Source organism: Leptonema illini DSM 21528 (assembly GCF_000243335.1).
Classification (GTDB): domain Bacteria; phylum Spirochaetota; class Leptospiria; order Leptospirales; family Leptonemataceae; genus Leptonema; species Leptonema illini.
On the sequence record NZ_JH597773.1, the window covers coordinates 1,508,328 to 1,529,094 of the forward strand.

General features: G+C 55.3%; 21 protein-coding genes. 11 read left to right on the top strand and 10 right to left on the bottom strand.

The features are described 5' to 3' along the window. Window positions 1-23 precede the first annotated feature (23 nt). From ndk to LEPIL_RS06905, 3 genes are read left to right on the top strand one after another with little or no spacing between them, the layout of a single operon-like run. The gene (ndk, locus tag LEPIL_RS06895; RefSeq protein ID WP_002771253.1) at window positions 24-440 is read left to right on the top strand and encodes a nucleoside-diphosphate kinase; all 417 of its coding nucleotides are present in this window, start codon (window positions 24-26) and stop codon (window positions 438-440) included. Continuing rightward, the gene (locus LEPIL_RS23765) at window positions 437-1,504 is read left to right on the top strand and encodes a polyprenyl synthetase family protein (RefSeq protein WP_002771255.1); all 1,068 of its coding nucleotides are present in this window, start codon (window positions 437-439) and stop codon (window positions 1,502-1,504) included. The genes ndk and LEPIL_RS23765 overlap by 4 nt, the downstream gene beginning before the upstream one ends. A gap of 3 nt (window positions 1,505-1,507) precedes the next feature. Continuing rightward, a complete protein-coding gene (locus tag LEPIL_RS06905; RefSeq protein ID WP_002771257.1) occupies window positions 1,508-2,287 on the top strand; it encodes an SAM-dependent methyltransferase in 780 nt (259 codons plus the stop codon). On the opposite strand, the gene LEPIL_RS21770 is transcribed toward LEPIL_RS06905, so the two are convergent. Further along, window positions 2,274-6,647: an NAD-glutamate dehydrogenase domain-containing protein gene (locus LEPIL_RS21770; RefSeq protein ID WP_002771259.1), complete on the bottom strand. Its 4,374-nt coding sequence runs from the start codon at window positions 6,645-6,647 to the stop codon at window positions 2,274-2,276. The two genes, LEPIL_RS06905 and LEPIL_RS21770, sit on opposite strands and share 14 nt — an antisense overlap. A gap of 113 nt (window positions 6,648-6,760) precedes the next feature. Between LEPIL_RS21770 and LEPIL_RS06915 the strand changes: the two genes are divergently transcribed. Beyond that, on the top strand, window positions 6,761-7,087 hold the full coding sequence (locus tag LEPIL_RS06915; RefSeq protein WP_002771261.1) for an STAS domain-containing protein: 327 nt from the start codon (window positions 6,761-6,763) through the stop codon (window positions 7,085-7,087). Between the two features lie 117 nt (window positions 7,088-7,204). Next, a complete protein-coding gene (locus tag LEPIL_RS06920; RefSeq protein WP_002771263.1) occupies window positions 7,205-8,122 on the top strand; it encodes a hypothetical protein in 918 nt (305 codons plus the stop codon). On the opposite strand, the gene LEPIL_RS06925 is transcribed toward LEPIL_RS06920, so the two are convergent. Genes LEPIL_RS06925 through LEPIL_RS06945 form a run of 5 tightly spaced genes read right to left on the bottom strand, consistent with a single transcriptional unit; the run spans window position 8,119 to window position 13,426 of the window. Then, window positions 8,119-8,775, bottom strand: coding sequence for a hypothetical protein (locus LEPIL_RS06925; protein WP_002771265.1), 657 nt, complete (start codon window positions 8,773-8,775; stop codon window positions 8,119-8,121). The genes LEPIL_RS06920 and LEPIL_RS06925 overlap by 4 nt on opposite strands. After that, on the bottom strand, window positions 8,772-9,767 hold the full coding sequence (locus LEPIL_RS06930) for a prolipoprotein diacylglyceryl transferase (RefSeq protein ID WP_002771267.1): 996 nt from the start codon (window positions 9,765-9,767) through the stop codon (window positions 8,772-8,774). The genes LEPIL_RS06925 and LEPIL_RS06930 overlap by 4 nt, the downstream gene beginning before the upstream one ends. Then, complete coding sequence (locus LEPIL_RS06935) at window positions 9,764-11,197, bottom strand: aminopeptidase P N-terminal domain-containing protein (RefSeq protein WP_002771268.1); 1,434 nt, start codon at window positions 11,195-11,197, stop codon at window positions 9,764-9,766. The genes LEPIL_RS06930 and LEPIL_RS06935 overlap by 4 nt, the downstream gene beginning before the upstream one ends. Continuing rightward, window positions 11,194-12,543: a folylpolyglutamate synthase/dihydrofolate synthase family protein gene (locus tag LEPIL_RS21775; protein ID WP_002771270.1), complete on the bottom strand. Its 1,350-nt coding sequence runs from the start codon at window positions 12,541-12,543 to the stop codon at window positions 11,194-11,196. Before LEPIL_RS21775 ends, LEPIL_RS06935 begins: the two co-directional genes overlap by 4 nt. A gap of 4 nt (window positions 12,544-12,547) precedes the next feature. After that, on the bottom strand, window positions 12,548-13,426 hold the full coding sequence (locus LEPIL_RS06945; RefSeq protein ID WP_002771272.1) for a shikimate dehydrogenase family protein: 879 nt from the start codon (window positions 13,424-13,426) through the stop codon (window positions 12,548-12,550). Between the two features lie 156 nt (window positions 13,427-13,582). On the opposite strand from LEPIL_RS06945, the gene LEPIL_RS06950 reads away from it, so the two are divergent. The 4 genes from LEPIL_RS06950 to LEPIL_RS06965 all read left to right on the top strand — a co-directional run bounded on the left by LEPIL_RS06950 (window position 13,583) and on the right by LEPIL_RS06965 (window position 15,173). Further along, the gene (locus LEPIL_RS06950) at window positions 13,583-13,915 is read left to right on the top strand and encodes a hypothetical protein (RefSeq protein ID WP_002771274.1); all 333 of its coding nucleotides are present in this window, start codon (window positions 13,583-13,585) and stop codon (window positions 13,913-13,915) included. Between the two features lie 130 nt (window positions 13,916-14,045). Beyond that, window positions 14,046-14,294, top strand: coding sequence for an addiction module protein (locus tag LEPIL_RS06955; protein WP_002771276.1), 249 nt, complete (start codon window positions 14,046-14,048; stop codon window positions 14,292-14,294). Next, a complete protein-coding gene (locus tag LEPIL_RS06960; RefSeq protein WP_002771278.1) occupies window positions 14,281-14,577 on the top strand; it encodes a type II toxin-antitoxin system RelE/ParE family toxin in 297 nt (98 codons plus the stop codon). The genes LEPIL_RS06955 and LEPIL_RS06960 overlap by 14 nt, the downstream gene beginning before the upstream one ends. 14 nt (window positions 14,578-14,591) lie before the next feature. After that, entirely contained in the window at window positions 14,592-15,173 is a 582-nt protein-coding gene (locus LEPIL_RS06965) for a hypothetical protein (RefSeq protein WP_040918405.1), read from the top strand. 4 nt (window positions 15,174-15,177) lie between these two features. Here LEPIL_RS06965 and LEPIL_RS22870 read toward each other — a convergent pair whose 3' ends face one another. Further along, complete coding sequence (locus LEPIL_RS22870; RefSeq protein ID WP_002771282.1) at window positions 15,178-15,342, bottom strand: type II toxin-antitoxin system HicB family antitoxin; 165 nt, start codon at window positions 15,340-15,342, stop codon at window positions 15,178-15,180. A gap of 163 nt (window positions 15,343-15,505) precedes the next feature. Beyond that, the gene (locus LEPIL_RS06970; protein WP_143464842.1) at window positions 15,506-15,919 is read right to left on the bottom strand and encodes a hypothetical protein; all 414 of its coding nucleotides are present in this window, start codon (window positions 15,917-15,919) and stop codon (window positions 15,506-15,508) included. 66 nt (window positions 15,920-15,985) lie between these two features. Here LEPIL_RS06970 and LEPIL_RS06975 point away from each other — a divergent pair, with 66 nt between their 5' ends. After that, entirely contained in the window at window positions 15,986-16,312 is a 327-nt protein-coding gene (locus LEPIL_RS06975; RefSeq protein WP_002771286.1) for a hypothetical protein, read from the top strand. 557 nt (window positions 16,313-16,869) lie between these two features. Here the strand turns inward: LEPIL_RS06975 and leuC are convergent. Continuing rightward, the gene (gene leuC, locus LEPIL_RS06980; RefSeq protein WP_040918407.1) at window positions 16,870-18,306 is read right to left on the bottom strand and encodes a 3-isopropylmalate dehydratase large subunit; all 1,437 of its coding nucleotides are present in this window, start codon (window positions 18,304-18,306) and stop codon (window positions 16,870-16,872) included. Between the two features lie 76 nt (window positions 18,307-18,382). Between leuC and LEPIL_RS06985 the strand changes: the two genes are divergently transcribed. Next, a complete protein-coding gene (locus LEPIL_RS06985) occupies window positions 18,383-20,224 on the top strand; it encodes a hypothetical protein (RefSeq protein WP_002771289.1) in 1,842 nt (613 codons plus the stop codon). Between the two features lie 64 nt (window positions 20,225-20,288). Here LEPIL_RS06985 and LEPIL_RS06990 read toward each other — a convergent pair whose 3' ends face one another. Further along, window positions 20,289-20,705 carry a CBS domain-containing protein gene (locus LEPIL_RS06990; RefSeq protein WP_002771290.1) on the bottom strand — a complete coding sequence of 139 codons (417 nt, stop codon included), beginning with the start codon at window positions 20,703-20,705 and terminating at the stop codon, window positions 20,289-20,291. Between the last annotated feature and the right edge of the window lie 62 nt (window positions 20,706-20,767).

Consider the following 20,767-nt stretch of genomic DNA (forward strand, 5'->3'; position numbering starts at 1 on the left):
TCGAGGAATTGTTAAGCAGTTACATGGAAAGAACGTTCATAATCCTGAAACCCGATGCCCTTGAATCGAAGAATGCGGGCAACATCCTTGCGCGGATCGAAGCCGAAGGCTTTCGCGTCCTTGGCCTGAAACTCATCCAGATGAGCGCCGACGATGCCGGCCGTTTCTACGCCGTTCATAAAGAGCGTCCGTTCTACGGCGACCTGTGCAAATACATGAGCTCTGGCCCTGTTATCGTCGCCGCACTTGAAGCGGCCGGCGCCGTTCAAAAATGGCGCGATCTGATCGGCGCTACCGATCCGGCACAGGCCGCTCCGAATACGATTCGCAAGCTGTATGCAAAAAGCAAAGAGGCCAACGCCGTTCACGGCTCTGATTCCGTCGAAAACGCTAAGATTGAGATCGCCTTCTTCTTCAGCGAGCGCGAACTGGTAGGATGACGGGAAAGGCCGGTCTTCCTCCCAGGGAGCAATCCCTTTTTTCTGAACTCGGGAAGGCGTTTGAGACGTTCTTCCTGAGTCATGTATCAGACATTCTGAATCGGGAATCCGTTCCCGAGCTTGCCGCTCCGTCGCTGTATTCGCTGAAGGGGGGCGGAAAACGGGTGCGACCCGCCCTTGTGCTGCTCTGTGCCGATCAGACCGAGACGGCACATCCTGACGCAACGCCAAAAGGCCGCGAGGCCCTGATCACCGCCGCCGCTATCGAATGCATTCATACCTATTCATTGATCCATGACGATCTGCCTGCGATGGACGACGACGATATGCGACGCGGCATGCCGTCCTGCCACCGGCGTTATCCGGAATGGGCGGCCGTGCTTGCCGGCGATACTCTGAATACATTCGCCTTTCGTCTTCTTGCCGATGCCGGCGGAGACATCGCCGCGAAACTGCGCATCCTCGCCGATGCCGCCGGTCATGCCGGTATGGCAGCCGGCCAGGCCCTTGATCTCAGCCGCGAGAAGGCAAACTTTCCTGCCGGCGAAGGAAGCCTGAGATTCGGTCAGCCGCATTTCGACGGACCACGATCCGTTCCGCCAGAGTTCGGCAAAACCCGCTTGATTACTTCAGACTTCCAGAAGGCGATGCTCGATCTTTTCGAGCCGGTCTCTTCTCTGGAAGCCGGACGACAGCTCCTGGCCATTCATATGCAAAAGACCGGCGCCCTGATCCGGGCATCGTGCGAGCTGGGAGGGATATGCAACCAGAAAGAGTCCCATGCCTTCTCGGCATTCGGAGTCGGCATCGGCCTTCTCTTTCAGATTACCGACGACATCCTCGACGTTACCGGCGATACGGACCGACTCGGCAAGACGGCGGGCAAAGACGAGCGTACGGGAAAGTTAACCTTCCCGTCGCTCATCGGATTGGATCGCAGTCAGGCACTCGCCCATTCGCTCGCAGCACAGACCTCCGGCGAAGCCGCGAGCCTTCCCGTATCGCAAGCAGCGCGCGACGCTCTCGTTAACCTGGTAAGCTATATTCTTAACCGCGATCATTGACCGATGAAGTTCCGTCTTGACGAATACCTGTCGGAACGCGAACAGATCGATCTTCCGGCCGTCGTTACGCTTATCATGACGGGCAAGGTTCTCGTCGACGGTCGCCCAGAAACGAAGCCCGGCCGACAGATCAGCGACCGCAACGAAATCATCCTGAAAGAAAGGCCGCGAGAATTCCCCGCCCGATCGGCGGCGAAGCTACTCGGAGCAATTGAATCGTTTAAAGCGTTCGCCCTCGAAAAGCGCATCGCGGGCCACATTTGCGTCGATCTTGGCGCCGCACATGGCGGATTCACGCGCGTGCTTCTCGACCACGGAGCAAGGCGCGTCTATGCCGTCGATGTTGCGCGAGGGCTTCTTGATCATACGATACAGAGAGACGAACGGGTAACGGTGCTTGATCGACATAACGTGAAGTCCATCGACGCCTCGTGGTTTGATCCGGCCGATCTTGCCGAGCAGCCCTGGTTCTTCTCCTGCGACATCTCGTTTTTATCGCTGGGTAGCGTATTTGAGGCCGTCGCCCGATTCGCTGATCAGAGCGATATCTCTTTCAGCGGCATCTTTCTTTTGAAGCCGCAGTTTGAGGCCTCGGCGCAAACTGAGAAAGGGATTCTACGAGACGAAGCGCTACGCCTCCAGATTCGCGAGCAGATGATCGCTCGCGCCACGGAGCTCGGTTATACAGTCCGTGCCGCGGCCGATTCCACGCTTGCAGGACGCAAAGGCAACGTCGAGATCTGCCTGCTGCTTGAATACGGGCCTCTTTTCAAGAGTTCGTAAAGGCCTGCTGTTCCTCGAGGATTTCGCGAAAGAGCTCGTGCAGGGCAATGGGCGCCGGTCGTTCTTTAACGATACGGCGCGCCTCTTTCAGGCTTTTCATCAGCTTACGCAGCCGTCGGGCATCGACGCGCTCATGCACGGCGACGGATCGAATCTGCTCCAGCTGTAACAGTAGCCTTCCTTGAAAGCGCATCTCGGCGCGATCTAAAGCCGGAAGCAGGCGTATAGAATTCTCCAGTTCATCAAGATGCAGTTCCTGTAGCCGATGCAGCCCCTCTGGCGCCCAGTAAAGAAACAGACGGATGCGATCCAGCATCCTCTCGTAGTCTGCTGATTGTAGAATGTCGGCCGGCAGTGGCGATTGGTCGAAGGGAAGCTGTGAGGGCACAACGAAAAAGGCGCGCTCCATCATCGTCTCCAGTTCAAGCAGGCGATCGAATCCACGTTTTTGCGCATCGATGCGCAGGCGGTCGGCTTCGATCCAGCGTTCCAGACGAAGGCGGTGGGCGACGGCCGCTTCGTAAGAAAGGCCCAGTTGATGATGAAGACGAAAGAGAAAGGTCGGCCCCGCATGGTGCACGATATGATTGATGACCTCGGTTTTTGCTATGGCATCGCGCAGCGGATGACGCTGCACACAGTCACGCAAGGTCTCATCGCCGAGCGGCATGCCTTTAAAGCGACGCTCGACAAACTCCGGATAATCCTCGAAACGCAGGTCGATACGGGCACGGTAATAAAGCTTGCTCCATCCGACAAGATTGCCGACCAGAGGCGACGTGAGCCTCTGCATATCGGGCGGCAGCTCGTCGCTTTCACAGGCGTCATTCTCAAGCAGTTCCTGTATCAGAAGAGGAAGCATGGCGCCATTCTCTGAAAGCCGGCGCTCTTCCATGCGAATACACCGATTAATCGCTCTGTTATTTGCAATCACCTGATCGATCATAAGCGGCTCAAGCTCGCGAATCATCTCATTACGTCTTTCACGCGACGCTATGAGTTTGCGCGAAAGCATGTCTTCCAGCAGAATTTTCAGGTTAACTTCGTGATCTGACATGTCTACGCCGCCGGAATTATCGACCGCATCTGTGTTTAACAGAACTCCGGCAGCGGCGGCCTCATACCGGCCCTGCATGCTGAAACCGAGATTGCCGCCTTCACCGACGACGCGGGCACGTAAACTACTACCGTCGACGCGCACGGCATCGTTAGCCGGATCGCCGATCTCTTCGTTCCTTTCACTTCTTGCCTTCACATAGGTGCCGATTCCGCCGTTCCAGAGCAGATCGACGTCGGCACAGAGGATGGCCCGCACCAGTTCGTCTCCACTAACGGAATCGGGAACGTCTCGGGGTCCGCTCTTGCTGCCGTTGCTGATCGCGTTTCGGTTTTGCATTCCGAGCGCTTTGCGCGCCTCTGGCGAAAGCGTCAGATCGGCGCGGTCTCGTTCGTAGACCGCTCCGCCCGCAGAGATCAGCTCTTTTGCATACGCATCCCAGTCGAGGCCGGCCTCAAAGAGCCGCTTGCGTTCTTCAAAAGATCGGGCTGGATCGGGGTCGGGATCGATAAAGATAAACCGGTGATTGAAGGCGGCGATCAGCTTGATCGTGCGCGAAAGCAGCATGCCATTACCGAATACATCTCCACTCATGTCGCCGATGCCGACGCAGCGGATAACGTCCGATTCGGGATCGATATTCATCGAAGCGAAATGAGATTTCACGGACTGCCAGGCGCCTTTTGCGGTGATGCCCTGCTTTTTATGATCGTAGCCGTTACTGCCGCCCGAGGCGAAGGCGTCGCCGATCCAGAACCGGTGCTCCGCCGAAACCTCGTTTGCCGTATCGCTGAACCGTGCCGTGCCCCGGTCGGCGGCGACGACAAGATAGGGATCAAAGCCGTCGAGGCATACAAGCCCCTCCGGCCTGATCTGGCGACCGGGTTCCTCTTCGTTGTTGGATAGGTTATCCGTCATACGCAGCAGAGCGCCCATAAAACGGCGATAGGCCGCCTTACCCGCCGCCGGATTCATTCCCGTCTGCTTGAGTACAAACCCTCCTTTGCTGCCCTCGGGCACGATCATCGTATTCTTGACGCGCTGCGTATGCACAAGACCGAGAATCTCGACGCGAAAATCGTCGATCCGGTCCGACCAGCGGATTCCTCCCCTTGATACGGGTCCGAAGCGAAGATGCACGCCTTCGAAATCGACGGCATAGACGAATATCTCGAACAGTGGCTTCGGGTCCTGAACAAAGCTGAGCCGACGACTCTCTATCTTGAGGTTGATCTCGTTTTCATCGAGAAGGAAGTTCGTTCGAACGACGGCGAACAGAAGCTCCTTGAGTCGCAGGCCGGCCATGCGCTCGGGCAGGGTGCGTAGAAGGGCGATCTGCGCATCGAGCGATTCGGTATGAATATGCTGCGCTCGATTTCGCTGCTCGGCATCGTCATGAGCGAAGGTCGCCTCTGCATACTCTAATAGGGCAAGGGCGAAGCCTGCGTGTGCGAGCATCATCTGCATGAGAAAGAGGCGTGACACCGAACGATCCATCTGATACAGGCATGCAAGAAGCGCCTTCAACATACGCAGGCGGCGAAGAGTGAAATCCGATCTGCGCGAAAGGCGGTTCAACAGCTCCACCGACGTCCTGCCGTTCAGAATACCCGATAGAACTTCGCATAACGTTGCCGCCTCGGATTCAGGCAGAGCGTCGCTGATGAAGAAAAGATGGCGATAGTGAGTCTGCTCTTTGCAGAACATATCCAGCTTGATAGCATGTTCGACGGAAAGGCCGCAGCTATCAAAGGCCGGCGTCATCTCGCTTAACAGAGCGGCATGCTTGCTGAATACGTGAAATGCCGGGGCCGGGTGAGACTCATACTGCACCGAGAAGGCATCGCTCTGTTTCTCGATATGCAGAAGGCCATCAAGAAATTGCCCGGGCGTCAGATGCTGCCTGATGTCTTCGTTCAGCGCATGCAGCGCCATCGCCGATCGTTCACGAATCGCCTGCGCTCCCGTGATGCGATCTGCGATTAGAGATAATAATCGGGCTCGATACGATCGAAGCAAGGAGCCTTCGTTTTCTACGAGCAGATCTCTGATCGCGCCTGCGCCCGCCTCAGATTGGAGCCACAGGAACTCGTATTCGATGCCTTCATTATGTCGGTGCAGCTCCGTGCGAACGACGATATTGTGCCGGTGAAAAAATGCACGCAGAGCGAGGGCGATCTCTTCGCCGTCAAAAACGGTGCGCACAAGCCAGCATCCGCCGTATTCCTCGTCGACCAGAAAGAGATGAGCCCCTTCGTCAATATGCTGACGGTCGAGTAAGAAGCCGAACCAGGCCTGCCAGAAGGCGATAGATCTTGTAAAGAGAAAACCGAGCGGAACAAGCTGCGTTAACCTGTACAGTTCGCGCCAGCTGTGCGAACCGAGAGGAATATCGAGGGCCGCCGCTACGGCGTCGATCTTGCGATGAAGCGGCGGGATGGTGAACCGCGGGCTCAGTTCCCCTTTTGAAGCGAAGCTGCCGATCAGCAGCCTAATTTCAGAATCCGAAGTGAATAACGCAACGTGCAGAGGCTTGCGGCGCTTCACTTCGCTCGGTAGATCGGTTTCATAGATATGCAGGCCACGCAGCTGCCAATGGCCTCGGTGAGGTTGATCGACAAAAAAGCGGTTCATCCAGTCTGTCAGCCGATTTGCGAATTCTGTGTTACGCAGGATGCCGAGGCAGTGTGTAAGACCGACGCGACGGCCCTGAGTGGTTACCCTGGCCGTTCCCATCAGAACAAAGTGTTCGATCAGCCAATGTCGATCGGTCTGAAAAAAATCATCACCCTGCACCTCGGCCAGTGAAGCAAGTTGCTCGGGAAAATCCTCGACCATGCGTTCGAGGTCGTTTAGGTTATGTTCAAGGGAACGTAAAAATGAATCCCGGACAGACTCATCATAGCTTTCAAGAGAGAAGTATGTCCAGGATTCGAGGTGCAGACCCGCTTTCTCAGTCTTCTGAGTTTTATCAACGGAGAGCAGGTTGCCGGCCTCGTCTCTCTGCACAGAGAAGAGGGCCGTAATGCGAAATCGCGTTCGCATTTCATATGAGCCCAACAGGTTGAGGACCATGTCCACGAGAAACGGCAGATCGGGCAGGGCTATTTCGAGAAAATCTCCGTTCCACAGAACGGGATCTTTTTCGAGCCTGATATGCCTTCTTTTGAGCTGGCGGACGGCTTCGAAGCGCTCTGCAAGGAAGGCCTGACGGTCCGGCTCAGAAAATACGTCTCGCAAAAGCGGAGGAAAGAAAGGCTGGTAGAGTTCGGCAAAACGGCGGAATGTCTCAGATGACGTCACGCCCCGTTCTCGCGAACGCAAGCTATCGGGCAACCGAAAGATTTCACTTGTAAATCGAGGCAGGCCGTCGAATATGTGCATGCAGTCGCCGTTTCGATTCGGTGAGGAAAGGCATGACAGATCTCTTCTCTGTAGAAATTCAAAACATAGCGCAGCGTCCCGTTCTGCGCATGGCAGGCGAGCTGACGGCAGAGGGGGAAAGTCGGCTGACGGCGGCCTTCGAAAGCCTGATCCAGGCCTCTCCCGAGCAGGTCGTTTTTGATTTTTCTGAGGTGAAGTACATCAATTCCGGCGGCATTTCCATTCTGCTCAACCTGATTTCTCGCTCGCGCTTCGAGGGAAAAAAGATCCTGTTTGCCGGCCTGACGCGCCATCTGCGCAAGGTCGTCGAGATCGTCGGCATGGATGAATTCGTTCAGATCGTGGACCGTCTCGACTGATCGGTTTTCCCGAATCGGTTAAGGTCCCTATTTCCGCGCCGGATCGCAGTCCTGCCTGACAGCTCTGGCAGCGAATTTCGTTTTGCCTCACGGTTTTTCTGTCGATGATAAAGGGGGATGCGCCTCTCCGTTTCTACGCTTGCACTTCTGCTTCTCTGCACGCCCGTCCTGGCGACGTTTGCTGCGCCGGTCGCACGCCATCTGCCTGACCCCTATTATCCGCAGCAACCGAAGGGCGAGCTGCGACTGAACTATTATTACGACCGCACCGGACGCTGGGTAAAGTTCTCGGACTGGATTCCCTTCAAGCAGAAGAAGTATGTTCCCGTCTTCTTCGAGGATTTCTACTCGCTTTACGGCCTGCCGCCCGCTTACAGACCATCCGACGTTAAAGAGAGTATCTTCTTCCTTTACGCCTCGTTAGGCAGCAAATTCCGGCATCCGCGCGGATCGCTCTGCAAGATCGAAACCGAAGAGCAGTTTCATAAATATCGCCTGCTCATGTTTATGGAGACGAATCTTTTGATCATGCGCATGTATTTGCGCCTGGGATCGCTCTACGATAAACGTGTTCTCTATTTTCACGATCTCGACGTCGCCGATGATCTTGAGGTATCGTTCTTGATCGCCCGCACCTATTATACCGAGGCGCAGAAATACTGGCAAGAAGCGAAGAAATACGCCGGGCTTGCCCATGCATATCCGTTTGAGCTTGATCTGCCGACCATCGAAACGCATCGCTTCGAGATTGTGAACGGCAAGCTCGACTTTGAAAGGATCATCGATCGTCATCTGGCGCGCATTGAGGCGAAACTGGATACGACGGCGGCCTTCCTTGACGAACACGGACGGCCGAGACCCGTGAAAGAAAAGATGCTCGAAGACGTTTCCCGCATCTACGATGATAAGTTTCCCGCTGATCCGCTTGAGAAGCCTGTTCTCAACCCGCACTGGAACGAAAAACCGCTTTTCAACGACACCGACGACATGTTCGCTCCCCTTGATGAGCCGTTGCCGCCATATCAGGAGCGTTAGGCCGAGAAAACACGACGTTGCAAGGCCAGAGCGAAGCGCGCAAAGATCTCACGCTCGAAACGGCGCATCGAGTCAAGACGCTCTATCCATCGCCCATCATGCAGAGGCAGCATCTGTTGCATCTCGTCCAGATGTCCCTCTTCTTCGCGAATGATCCCGTCAAGCCGCAGCGGCAGCCCGGCGCGAATGAGAGCTTCGTTATAGGCGAGAAAAACCGACATAGCCCGTTCTTCGACAAGCGTCGTTACATAAAGATAACAGAGCAGATTGCGCGTCGATCGATCTTTGCCTTTTAGCTCCGGATCTCCATGCACACGTCGCTCGATACCCGAATCCAGCGATTGAAAATAGCGAAAGCCCGAATAACCGCAGAGCATACGACTGAAATCAAAATCCGTCGGCGCCGAAGGATCGATCTTGCGCACCATTTTCTTGTAAAAGAGGGCATGCCGCGCCTCTTCGGCCGCATGCGATAGGATGGTTTCATCGAGATGAGAGCCGAAGTCGGTGCGGTGGATCTTTCGCGCTCCGCAGTGTTCAAGAAAACTGAGCGTATTGATCCAGGCGGTATGAAGATTCGTATCGGCGACGATGCGATCGAGCATATCGTCCAGTCCGGTTAACTGTGTTTCGTTCAGCGTCTGCGTGTTCACGTGAGGTTCCTTGCTTCTTTATTTGTGGATTTATAAAGTCGTCCATAAAGCATCCATAACAGGCCCGACAGGAAGAGTACGAAACCGACGATCTGACTCTGTGTGAAGCCGTACCAGTGCCAGTTCTCAAAGTAATAGGCCTCGGGATTGGACGGCCAGTCATTATGATGCAGAAGGGCCGTGCCTGCTATCTGCGGATGCGGAAGCACGGGAATGGCCGCATCGTTGATGCGTAGAAACTCTACGGCAAATCGCGAAAGGCCGTCCCAGATAAGAAAGAGCGCCGCGAAAAACCCCGGCCTGTAATCCCTGAATCGACCGACAAGCATCATCCACGCGAAAAGCGCCCAGCTCAGAATAGCTTCGATCAGCGGAGTGTTCCATACGCGCACGCCGGCCGAAGGCATCGCCGATCCCGATCCATAGACCATCGTTAACAGAGGGATGTTCACCGAAGAGGCATATCCATAGCAACCGTCGCCGCTTACAAGGCAGCCCATGCGCCCGATGCCATAACCGAGGGCCAGACTCATAAAAAAGACGTCGGCGTAGCGCAGCACATCGAGACGGCGCATGCGCAGATAAACGTAAATGAAGATCACCGATGCAAGAAGGCCGCCATAAAAGACAAGACCTCCGCGAGAGAAGAGAGTCTCCCACAATCCGACAGCTCCTGGAACTTTCACGCCCATGCCCTCACGGTAAAGCCAGAGATGCATAATCGTATCAGAAACCGAATCTGTCACGACCCAGATGTCATCCCAGATCTCGAATACGTAGCCGATCTTTGCTCCGATAAAGGTGCCGAAAACGCCGAGCACGATCACCCACTCTGAAACCGCCGGATCAAGGCCTCGTCGCTGCAGCTCGCGCGGAGCGAGGATCGCCCCGGCGACGAAAGAGAGAAAGAGCAGCAGGGCAAAGCTCGATATGCTATGAACGGGACCGAACGGACCGGGAACTGAAAAGGGCAGAGGGATCTCGCTGATCACGCACGACTCCGCTTTATAAACTCTTCAATCTCATCGGCCGACCGGGGAATCCCTGTCGTGAGGATGCGCGGCTCCGTCGCCGTCACAAGGACGTCGTCTTCGGTTCGGATGCCGATGCCGCCGAAATGCCTGCTTTCCGAAAGGCCTGGAGAGAAGTATAACCCCGGTTCGACCGTGCAAACCATACCGGCGCGAAACCGCCGCGGTCCGGTCTCGGCCTCGATCCATTCCTGTCCGCCGTAGTAGGCGCCGACGTCGTGCACGTCATAGCCTATAAAGTGCCCCGTTCTGTGCATATAAAAAGGTTTATACAGCTCCTCTTCAAGACAGGCATCGCGGCTTTCGAGAAGTATCTTCTCGTCGATGAGAAAATCGACAAGCACTTCGATCGCAGCGCTGTTGCTCTCGTCCATGCTCGAACCGACGATCGTTTTTTTCAGAGCGGCGTCGTGGGCGCGCGAAACGGCGTCATGCACGGCGCGCTGTTCGGGCGTGAAGCGGCCCGATGCAGGAAAGGTGCGCGTCACGTCGCTGTTGATGTTGGCCTTTGCCGCCCCGGCATCGACAAGGATGAGGTCGCCCTCTTCGATACAGCGGCGATTCTCGACGTAATGCAGGATGCAGGCGTTAACCCCGGAGGCGACGATCGACGGATACGCCCAGGATGCATCATGGCGGCGAAAGGTTTGGAGAATGAGGGCCTCAAGCTCGTATTCAAACATGCCCGGCCGCACGGCCGCCTGGATGGCCCGGTGCGCCTCTGCCGTGATGGACGCCGTCTCAAGCATCTGTTCGATCTCGTAGGCCGATTTAATCATGCGCATCTCGTGCAGAAGCACCTGCGTATGAAAGACTCCGGTCGGTCCGCTCTGGCCGGCGCGCCCCCGGCGGATCATGAAGTCGAGTTTCGACAGTATCTCATGGTCCTGGGCGGCATTCTGCCCGAAGCTATAATAGAGACGCGAACGTCCACGCAGCAGAGCGGCCAGCTGTTCTTCGTAATCTGAAAGACTGTAGACGGCGTCGACGGGACAGAGCTCGCGCAGCTCCTCATGCGAAGGACGCAGCCCCTCCCAGATCTCTTTCTCGGGATCGGGCTGGTCGCTGAAAAGCACCATTTTCTCGCCCGTAATGACGAGCCGCGATGGGAAAATCTCAAGACCCGTAAGATAATAGAAATCGGAATCCTGCCGGAACGGAAACGAAACGCTGCCCGAGTGCGTTTTCTCGCCGGCTGAATACAGCACTAACACGCCGCGCTCAGACAGGCGCCGCTGCACCTCTTTGCGACGTTCGCGAAGAACGGCCAGCGGAATGCCCGGCTCAAAGTGTCGGGGCAGGTTCCACTGCATCGGGGGCTTAGAAGCCGGCTTCTCCGCGGTCGGAGTTCTGGCAATCCCGGGCTTCGCTTCCGTTCCTTTCGTATTCATCGTTGTTCATCACTTCTGAGGCGAGTTTCTCTGTCAAAAAGATCATAAAGCCGGTGCGAGCCCATAAAAAGAACGAATGGCTCAGAAATCCGATCTGCGAGCTGCGCGGATTCAAGAGGCATCGTCGAGACGCGATCGATTCCCGTCCATCGACGCACGTCTTCGATCTCGACATCCTGTAAGCCATGTCCTGTTACGACGATCAGATGGGCAAAGCGGTATCGGGCGATCAATCGTAGAATGGGGGCCGGGCGACGATCGGCAGAAAGCGCAAGAACGACGGCCGTCTGCGCGAAGGGCAGCCCCTCAAGTCCCTTTAACAGCATGAACATCGCCGGAGCGTTATGCGCGTTATCAAAGATCCACGTCTTCCCGAATGCCTGCCGTCTTTCTCTGCGCCCGGGCGGCGAAGGGATTTCAAAGGCGTTCAGATCGGGCAGGGCAAGCGATGCGCGCAGCGTACCATAGATGAAACGCGCATAGTCGGCGCCTGCGATCAGATAATCAGGATCGGCCAGGCGCGGATTCACGAGAATCTGGGGTCTCTCTTGTGTGTGAAGAGAACTCTGCGGGCGATGCTCTGCGCGCTGACTGTGCGATCTGAGTTTGAGCAGCAGTTCCTGTGCAAGCCAGCGCTCATAGCGAGGCTCGGGTAAAAACAGAAGCTGCGTATTCTCAGACAGGATGCCGACCTTCTCTTCGAAGATGCGCCTTCGCATATGACCGAGCAGGGCGGTGTGATCAAGGCCAATCGACGTAAGAACGACGACATCGGCCCGCGCGATACGCGTAGCATCGAGCCGTCCGCCCAAGCCGGCCTCATAGATCTGCACGGGCGTGCGCTTCGATTGGAAGAGAAGCAGGCCAAGCAGCGTTAACAGCTCAAAATAGGTCAGCGAATCAAAGATCTCTTTATAAAGACGATCCGAAGAAAGGCCATCAGAAAGACCGTCGGGCAGCGACGCAATCAGATCGTTCACTTCACGAAAGAGGCTGTCGAGCTCAAGTATCGACGCCGGCATGCCATCGATGCGGATGCGCTCGGTAAAATCGATCAGATGCGGCGATGTGTACAACCCAGTAACCGAAGCCCAGCCTCTCATGGCCTCGCGAAAGAGCGACTCCAGGGCGAAGGCGACGGTGCCTTTGCCGTTTGTTCCGACGACCGAGATACGCAGGGCGGGGCGGTATAGAAAAGGCGGCTGCGATACGAGAAAAGCGGTCAGGGATTCGAGGCGCTGTAATCCGACTTCGAACTGGGCGGCCGAGAAGCGTCGCGAACGTTCCGGGTTCGCCCGCCTGTCGAGCTCGGTGATCAGATCAGACGCACGGTCAGGGGAAGTCATTCGTTCAGGAACGCAGCGCCGTCAGCAGATTCAGGCGCATGAAGTTCTCGACATCGGGCCCTGCCTTCATACCTGTAAAGAGCTCGAACTGTAAAACGGCCTGATAGAGAAGCATCCAGTAGCCCGGAACGATCGTCGCACGGTTCTTCTTTGCCGCAATCAGAATGGGAGTCATCTCGGGTCTGTAGACGATGTCCATCACGGCTAACCCCGGACGCAAGAAGGACTCGGGCACGGGAAGGCTCAGGTCAAATCCCTTCATGCCAAGCGGCGTCGTATTGATGAGGATGTGCGCCTCATAATCGAGCAGCGCCTCTTCTTTTAGCGGGATGAGCTTTGCCGCCCAATCCGGACGCTTCTTCGTAAACGAACGAATGAAGGCCTTGATCTTCGGCATGTTGCGACCGGTGACGGCGACCTGTTTCACGCCCGATGCAAGCAGAAGCTGCCCGACGATGGCGCGGGCCGATCCGCCATAGCCGGCGATGACGACGCGTCGTCCCTTCAGATCGGGAACGGCCGTCTGCAGCGCTCGCATCGCCCCGGGGCCGTCTGTATTATGAGCTGAAAGAATGCGTCCGTTTCGCGTCTCGCGCACAAGCAGCGTATTGGCCGCTCCGGTGAGCTCACTGAGCGCATCCCGCTGGTCGGCAGCCTTCGCCGCCCAGAGCTTATGAGGGATCGTCACCGAAAGGCCGCTCAGGCCCATATGAAGCACGGCCTTTTTTAAGAAGGGACCCGTTTGATCGACGCAGAAGGGCACATACACGCCGTTGAAGCCCATCTTCTCAAAGGTGCGGTTGTGCAGGATCGGACTGATCGAATGCGATACAGGATTTCCAAAGATGCCAAAGACGGCGCTCTGCCCCGTGATGCCCTTCATGAAATCCTCTTTCTCACGGCGATGAACCAAAGCGAGCGAAAAAGACCGGGCGGCCGGATCTACGCGCAGTGCCCCGGCATGGCGCAGATCTTCAAGCCACGCGAATCTGTTGATAAACTGAGGGGCATGAAAAAAGGTGTACGTACAGAGAGATATATGGAGTCACTTGCAATCGTTCTTCGCCAGCTGGCGGATTTTGTCGTTTATGGCATTTCGGGCCTTGCTGCAGCCTATTACTACTACACCCATCAGAAAAAGGAGCTTCCCGGAGGATTCTGGGGAGCAGCCTTTGTCGCCATCATCGGCGCCGTCCTGGTCACCATGCTCGCCGGCCTTGAGGCCTGGTTCATCCGACTTGTGTCGTGGCTGATGCAGCCGAAGTTCGGCGACGTCCTGCTTGTGCGCGTCAACCTGATCACCGCCTTCATCGGCGCCTTCCTGTTTGTTTACATCCTGAACCGCATCAACCAGAACCGCACAAGAAGGTAGAAGTAGCTTCGGCAAGGCCTCTTGCGGGGGTCCGAAGTCACTGCGATCAGGCGGTAAAAAGCGGAAGTCGTCTCTCAAAAAGGCTTGCGGAACCCCGGATTGCCTGCTACCTTCGTTTGAGGCAGGGTATATGGCAAGGACACTGGCAGAGATTGAACTGGAAATCTCGTCGCTCACAGAAGAAGATAGGGTCAGCCTGATGGGTTACCTCTCTGAAACTCTGTGTAAACCTACGGATCCGCAGATTGAAGCAGCCATCCAGACGGAATTGAGGAAAAGGCTCAGCATGCTCGAAGTGGGTGAGGCCCGATGGGTAGACGGAGATCAAGCCCTCGCAGAGATTGAAGCCCGCCTCCATTCGAAGCATGCTAAACTATAAGCTACATACTTCGGCGATCTCTGACATCAATCATTCCATCGATTATTACGAAGAAGAACGGCAGGGGCTCGGTGCCGAATTCTATGATGAATTCCTGGCAACACTGAACTTTCTGCGGCGTTTTCCGTTCGCAGGAACGCAATATCTTAATGAAATTCGCCGCTTTTCCATCGCACGATTTCATTACACTGTGTTTTATGAATTGAAGACCGGTGAGATACACGTTCTGGGTGTGATTCATCAGAGGCGCCACCCGAATTCATGGAAAGGTCGCCAGGTTTGAGTAAGGTTAGTAGAATGATAACCGATCAGAATGCACGAGGGCAGTTCGAAAAGCTTCGAGACTTTACTGAATGGAACTTTCCTATCGATACTATGACTGCAAAGATGGTGATTCTGGTGTTTGCAGTCATAGTATCGATGCAGTGTCGGCTGGAAAAAGAGCGAGTCTCATCTGTTTCGGAGTTATCGACTGGGCTGGAGAATAGCCAGAATATCGACGCAACATCAGTATCGAGACATATAGATTTGGGTAATTTTACAGGGTTTCAGTACATAACGTTTTTCCCTGCACGGCAAATAGCAGTCGGTCCATTTCACCTTTCTCAAGATGGCACTATAAAAGGTGCACAGCTGGCGCAGTGCAGCTCTGACCTTACAGGTAGATGGATGCTACGGAAAGGCCGACTCTTACTGAAAATCACAGAATCATATGCATTTGAAACATGTATGGAAAGAGCAGCTCCTTACAAAAGCAGAGAATATGCCTACGTCGTAGCCGAATTGGTCTGTGAAGATGGAAACGATGGAAGTGGTGGAAGAGGAACCGCTGTAACCACAGACGGCGGTGAATTCGATGTTCTCTGCGAATTTGACTAAGAAATCAAACGGCCTTCTGGTTCTCAGCCCAGAGCCATGCAGTAATGGCCTCTTTGATGTTTTCGATGGCTTCTTTTTCGTCTTTCCCTTGCGAAACACATCCCGGTAGAGCAGGACATTCGGCAATAACCCATTCGCCTTCTTTTTCGAGAATAATGTTGAATAACATATCGCGCCTCGCATTCAAATATGCCTCTTTGCTGTAGTGAAGTCAAGTCAGAATCCGCAAAGGGGTTCACATGGTGGCAGGGAAACCGTCGAGCCCAGGCACCTGTTGACTGATCGAATCAGCAAGGACCGGAGCTTTCCGCTACGATAACTCTTCCGCGCTCTCAACGACCCGGAGCAGTCGGCCAGCCCGGGCCCGTATCTTCAGGAATCTTAACGCCGGGCTCGGTCATCTTCAGTTTCTCGCAGAAGATGCGATAGAAGATATCACCGTCTTTGCGGTCCTGCGTCGTCACTTTCACAAGCGAGCCTTTTGTCCTGTCGTCTGCGAGAAAGCTAATGTCGGCAAAACGCTCGCCTGGAAGCAGCGAGAGCACGAATCCGAGCTTGCCGTCCTTCGCTTCGTTGTAGTTGCGCTTCACGCGGAACTGGATCGACGCCGCACCGAGCTCGTCGATGAAAAGCGGGATGACCTCATGCACGGGCCTTGAGCTCTGGTAGACGCGGGTCTCGGCGAAGAGCGAGGCGGGCAGGGCCATCAGAATTAAAAGAAGGGCTATCAGTCTTGTTCGTTTCACATTCTCATCATCGGAGTCGTTCCAAAAGACTTGACCCCGTTTCGGGCATTCTGAAGCTTTCCGAGAATGATTCTAACTGATCTGCTTTCCTTCGACAATCTCGCTCTTTTCTATCTTCTGCGTGATACGCCGCCAAACGTGCTCGCCAGGGTCTTCGTCAGGGCAGACGCCCGCCTCAGCGGTGCGCTGCTCGGACTCATGACTCCGAAACAGCGTGAGGCCATCCACTATCTCATGGCAAAAGAGAACGACGGCGACGAGAAGCTCTTCGCCGAGGCCAACAGCGCTCTCTTAATCCTCGCCGACGACCTGATGCGCAAAGGCCTTGTGATTAAAGAAGGCCGCTACTACTACGGCAAACCCGTAGAAGAAAAGGCCCCCGCTGAGGCCTGAGAAGCGCCTTCTCTGAACAAGGCCGAGTTTACCGCGGAGGGCACAGGGAACTCAGAGAAAGCCCGCTGAGGTATGTTTCAGTCTTCTTTCGCGCTTTTCGTGTTTTTCGTGGAAAGGGTTTTAATCGCGAAAGGCGCAAAATACGTGAAAGCGATCCGGTCCAGTGCCTCTTGTATGCCAGTAAAACAGAGCCTGTTCCTATCAATAGTTATTGCGAATCCTATCCTTTTCCTCTGTTAATTGGTTACTCTCAGACGTTTATCTCTTCTCCTGTCTTCTCAGTGTCCTCGGTGCCCTCCGCGGTTAACAATACTCTTTTCCTTGTAATCTCTGCAGTTCATCTCTGCCTGTCTTCTCCGCGTCCTCGGAGCCCTCAGTGGTTTAAACTTTCCGAACCAGATACTCGTAACTTCCGATAATGTATCTTATGTCCCCTGAAATTGAGATTTCCTGGAGGGACCAGGTTACAGAATACCCATCTGAGAATTGGCTTATTTAACAGAAAGGCCCGGATTTCTCCAGGCCTTCCTCCAATATCGTTAGCAAATGTCGCAGCGTTAGACGCCCACCGATGCCTTCGCATACTCGCGAATATCGACGAAGTGGCCTTCGATGGCAGCGGCCGCGGCCATTTCGGGGCCGACCAGATGTGTGCGGCCTCCGCGGCCCTGACGGCCTTCGAAGTTACGGTTCGACGTCGACGCCGAACGATCGCCCGGATTCAGGAAGTCGTCGTTCATGGCCAGACACATCGAGCAGCCGGCGAAACGCCACTCAAAGCCGGCCTCGCTGAAGATCTTATCAAGCCCTTCGGTTACGGCCTGACGGAATACGCGGCCCGAACCAGGCACGACGATGGCACGCACGCCTGTTTTTACCTTGCGTCCTTTTGCGATGGCCGCCGCACGGCGCAGGTCTTCGATGCGCGAGTTAGTACACGAACCGATAAAGACGGTATTGACCGTGATGTCGCTGATCTTCTGTCCCGGTTTCAGTTCCATGTAGGCCAGAGCATGTCGGGCCGACTCGCGCTCAACCGGATCGCTGATCGATTCCGGATCGGGCACGACGCCGTTAACCGGAGCAACCTGCCCGGGGTTCGTTCCCCAGGTAACCATCGGAACGATGGAAGCGGCATCCATATCGATCACTGCATCAAACTTCGCTCCTTCGTCGGACGGCAGCGTCTTCCAGTATGCCACCGCCTTATCAAAGGCCTCTCCTTTTGGAGCAAAGTCCTTTCCGCGCAGATACTCGAACGTCGTCTCGTCGGGAGCGATGAGTCCGGCGCGAGCGCCCGCTTCTATCGACATGTTGCAGACGGTCATGCGTCCTTCCATGCTCAGGTTGCGGATGGCCTCGCCTGCATACTCAATGACGTAACCGGTGCCGCCCTGCGTGGTCAGTCGACCGATGATGGCAAGCACGATGTCTTTCGCCGTCACACCCGGACCGGTCTTTCCGTTCACGCGAATCAGCATCGTCTTCGACTTGCGCTGCTGCAGCGTTTGCGTGGCAAGCACGTGTTCGACCTCCGACGTGCCGATACCGAAAGCGAGCGCTCCGAAGGCACCATGCGTGGATGTGTGCGAATCGCCGCATACGATCGTCGTACCGGGCAACGTGATGCCCATCTCCGGACCGATGACGTGCACGATGCCCTGATCGGGATTATTCAGATCAAATAGCGTTACGCCGAACTCGTCGCAGTTTTTCTTAAGAGCTTCCATTTGAATGCGCGAGATTTCGCCGGCACCGTTCCAGTCCCTGCTTCGCGTAGAAACGTTATGATCCATGGTGGCGAAGGTGAGCTCCGGATGTCGGAGCTTGCGGCCGTTCATGCGCAGGCCGTCGAAGGCCTGAGGCGACGTTACCTCGTGAACGAGGTGGCGATCGATAAATAGCAGAGCTGCCGTTTGCGGATCATCGTGCACGAGATGCGCATCCCAGATCTTCTCATACATGGTGCGAGGGGCAGAATTGTGACTGGACATGGTACCAATTTACTGAAACAATGCTACAGAGCAAACAAAAGACGCTCGGGCCGGTCCCCGGTTGAACACGGAAGCCATGATCGATTTTTTAAAGAAATTGCTGCCTGTGGCGAATATGGACGAGGACGAACCTGTTCCCGCCGTTCGCTCCGAGGCAGTGGCCGCCTGGTCCATTCCCGACCGATATCGCATCAAAAAGGCCGACGACGGTTCCGTACTGACCTGTCTTGAATCTCCGAATCTTGTCGTGCGCGTGCAGAAAGGCCGCGTCGTCAGCGCCCCGAACGCCCGCAAATCCCCCGAGCGAACGATCTTCCTCGACGGAGCGGCCGGCGGCGAGCCTTTCATGGATCATGATCGGCAGATCTATAACCTCGACCACCATGAAGGCGTGGAGCGCTCGTTCACATTGTCTACATGCGAGCAGTCGCTTGTGATGGTCCGCAAAGGCCTGAATCTTAAAGACAAGAACTGGACGATCTACGCGAACGAGCCCGATCTCGACACCGTTCTTGCCATCTGGATATTGCTGAACCACCTTCATATAACTCCCGAGCGCTCGCACGTACTCGGCGAGATCGTTCCGCTGATTCGGCTCGAAGGCATCATCGACGCTCTCGGCCTCGAACACATCGATCTGCTTGCCTTCCCGCCCGAACTTCTCGAACGTACAAGAAGACGCCTTGAGAAGCTTCGCGAAGAAGAGCTGACTCTTAAAAAAGAAGGCAAATGGAACGATCTCGATTATACGAGTTATACATACGGCATGCTCAAGAAGATCGACAATGTCATCTTTCGCGTGCAGGACTTTCGCGATTTCAAAGGCGTCGTCGAGGTGGCCCGAGCCGACATCACCGAAACCGACGCCGCCGTCGTCTATCATTGCGACATGGGCATCTACGAGCTCGAGGAATACCTGACCAAGCTTTACGGAAAGAAGCCCACCTTCATCATCTTACAGAAAGATCGCCGTCACTATACGATTCGCAAAGGCGATATGTTCTCTCCTCTGAAGCTTGATCGCATCTACGAACGATTGAATCTCTTTGATCCGGCCGTTTCGGGTCAGGACGCTGAGAACCGCTGGGGAGGCTCAGGCGATATCGGTGGCTCTCCGCGCGGAACGGGCACGGGCCTTTCTGCAACGCGCATCGTGCGCCTGTGTCGTGAGGCCTTTGAAGAGATCGATTCGGTTACACGGCTGAAGCTTCTCGGTCGCGCCGCTATTTACGGCGTCATTCCGCAATTGCTCGGCTGGATGTCGATGGTGGCCGGACTGTTCTTCAGTCCATTCGAACGATTCCTGACCGAACCGATGCTCGGGTTATCCACCGGCTTCTTCACGTTTCTCGTGACGCTTACGGTCGTCGCCTTCTACTTCAGCGAGATTCGCCGATCGCCGACGTCGTACGGTCTTCGGCTTCCGGTCGGATGGGACTGGCTCCGTTTTCTGCCCGTCTCGGTTCTGGCCGGCGTCATCGGCGGAAGCTGGCTGACGCTGCAGTATAACCTGAACGGCGGCGGCCTGGAGTGGCTGTTCGGAGCTCTGATTCTTCCCGTGATGACGGCGCTTCTGTATTTCGGCGGTATTCACGGCAACCTTGTGCCACACTTTCTCATTCAGCGCTTTCGCGGGCCTTTTTTTATCTCTTCGCCGGCGATATTCGCCGCCGTCGCCTTTGCCTGTGGCAGCGCTTTTCTACCGGTGAGCACCGTTTCGCTTTTCGATTTTCTTCAACCGACGACGATTCCCGGCATTGATAGCGAGCACCTCGATCTCATCGGCAAGGTGATGCTTTTGCCCGTCTACTTCGTCTATGGACTTTCTCTGAGCGTTATTCGCGAAAGGACGGAAAGCATCCTGCCGGTAATCGGTATTCACACGACTCTGACGGCGATGCTCTTCTTCTTTCTTTAAGAAGCGGCGCAAGCCAGAGGACGATTGAGTGGAAGAACCGAAAGACGTGAGCCTTCGCTACCGCTTATTCCATGCGGTATTGCTTGCTTCGCGAAAGATACTTTAAAAGATCCGTCGATGTGAGGATGCCGACTACGGCATCATCGGACTTCGCTACCACAAGGATGGCGTGAATGTTGTTGTCGACCATGGCGCCGGCCGCCTGATCGATGCCGACGTCTTCGTAGTAAGAGAAGATAGGCGTCGTCATGATATCGCGCACTCGCAGATCGTAGTTTTCGGTCGTCAGCATGCGCGTGATGCTGATAAAATGGTCGAGGTCTTTGCGCGAAAGCATCCCGATAATCTCGCCCTTCTCTTTTACGGGAAGATGATGGATGCGATTCTTCTGGTAGATTTCAAGCTGGTCGATAGCCCTGGCCTCCGGATCGATGGTGATCGGATTCGGAGTCATCAGTTCAGATATCGTAATGGGCTTCATCGGTTCGACAGTCCTCGACAGTTTTTCTGTATACAGAATGAAGCGGCGATTCGAAATCAATT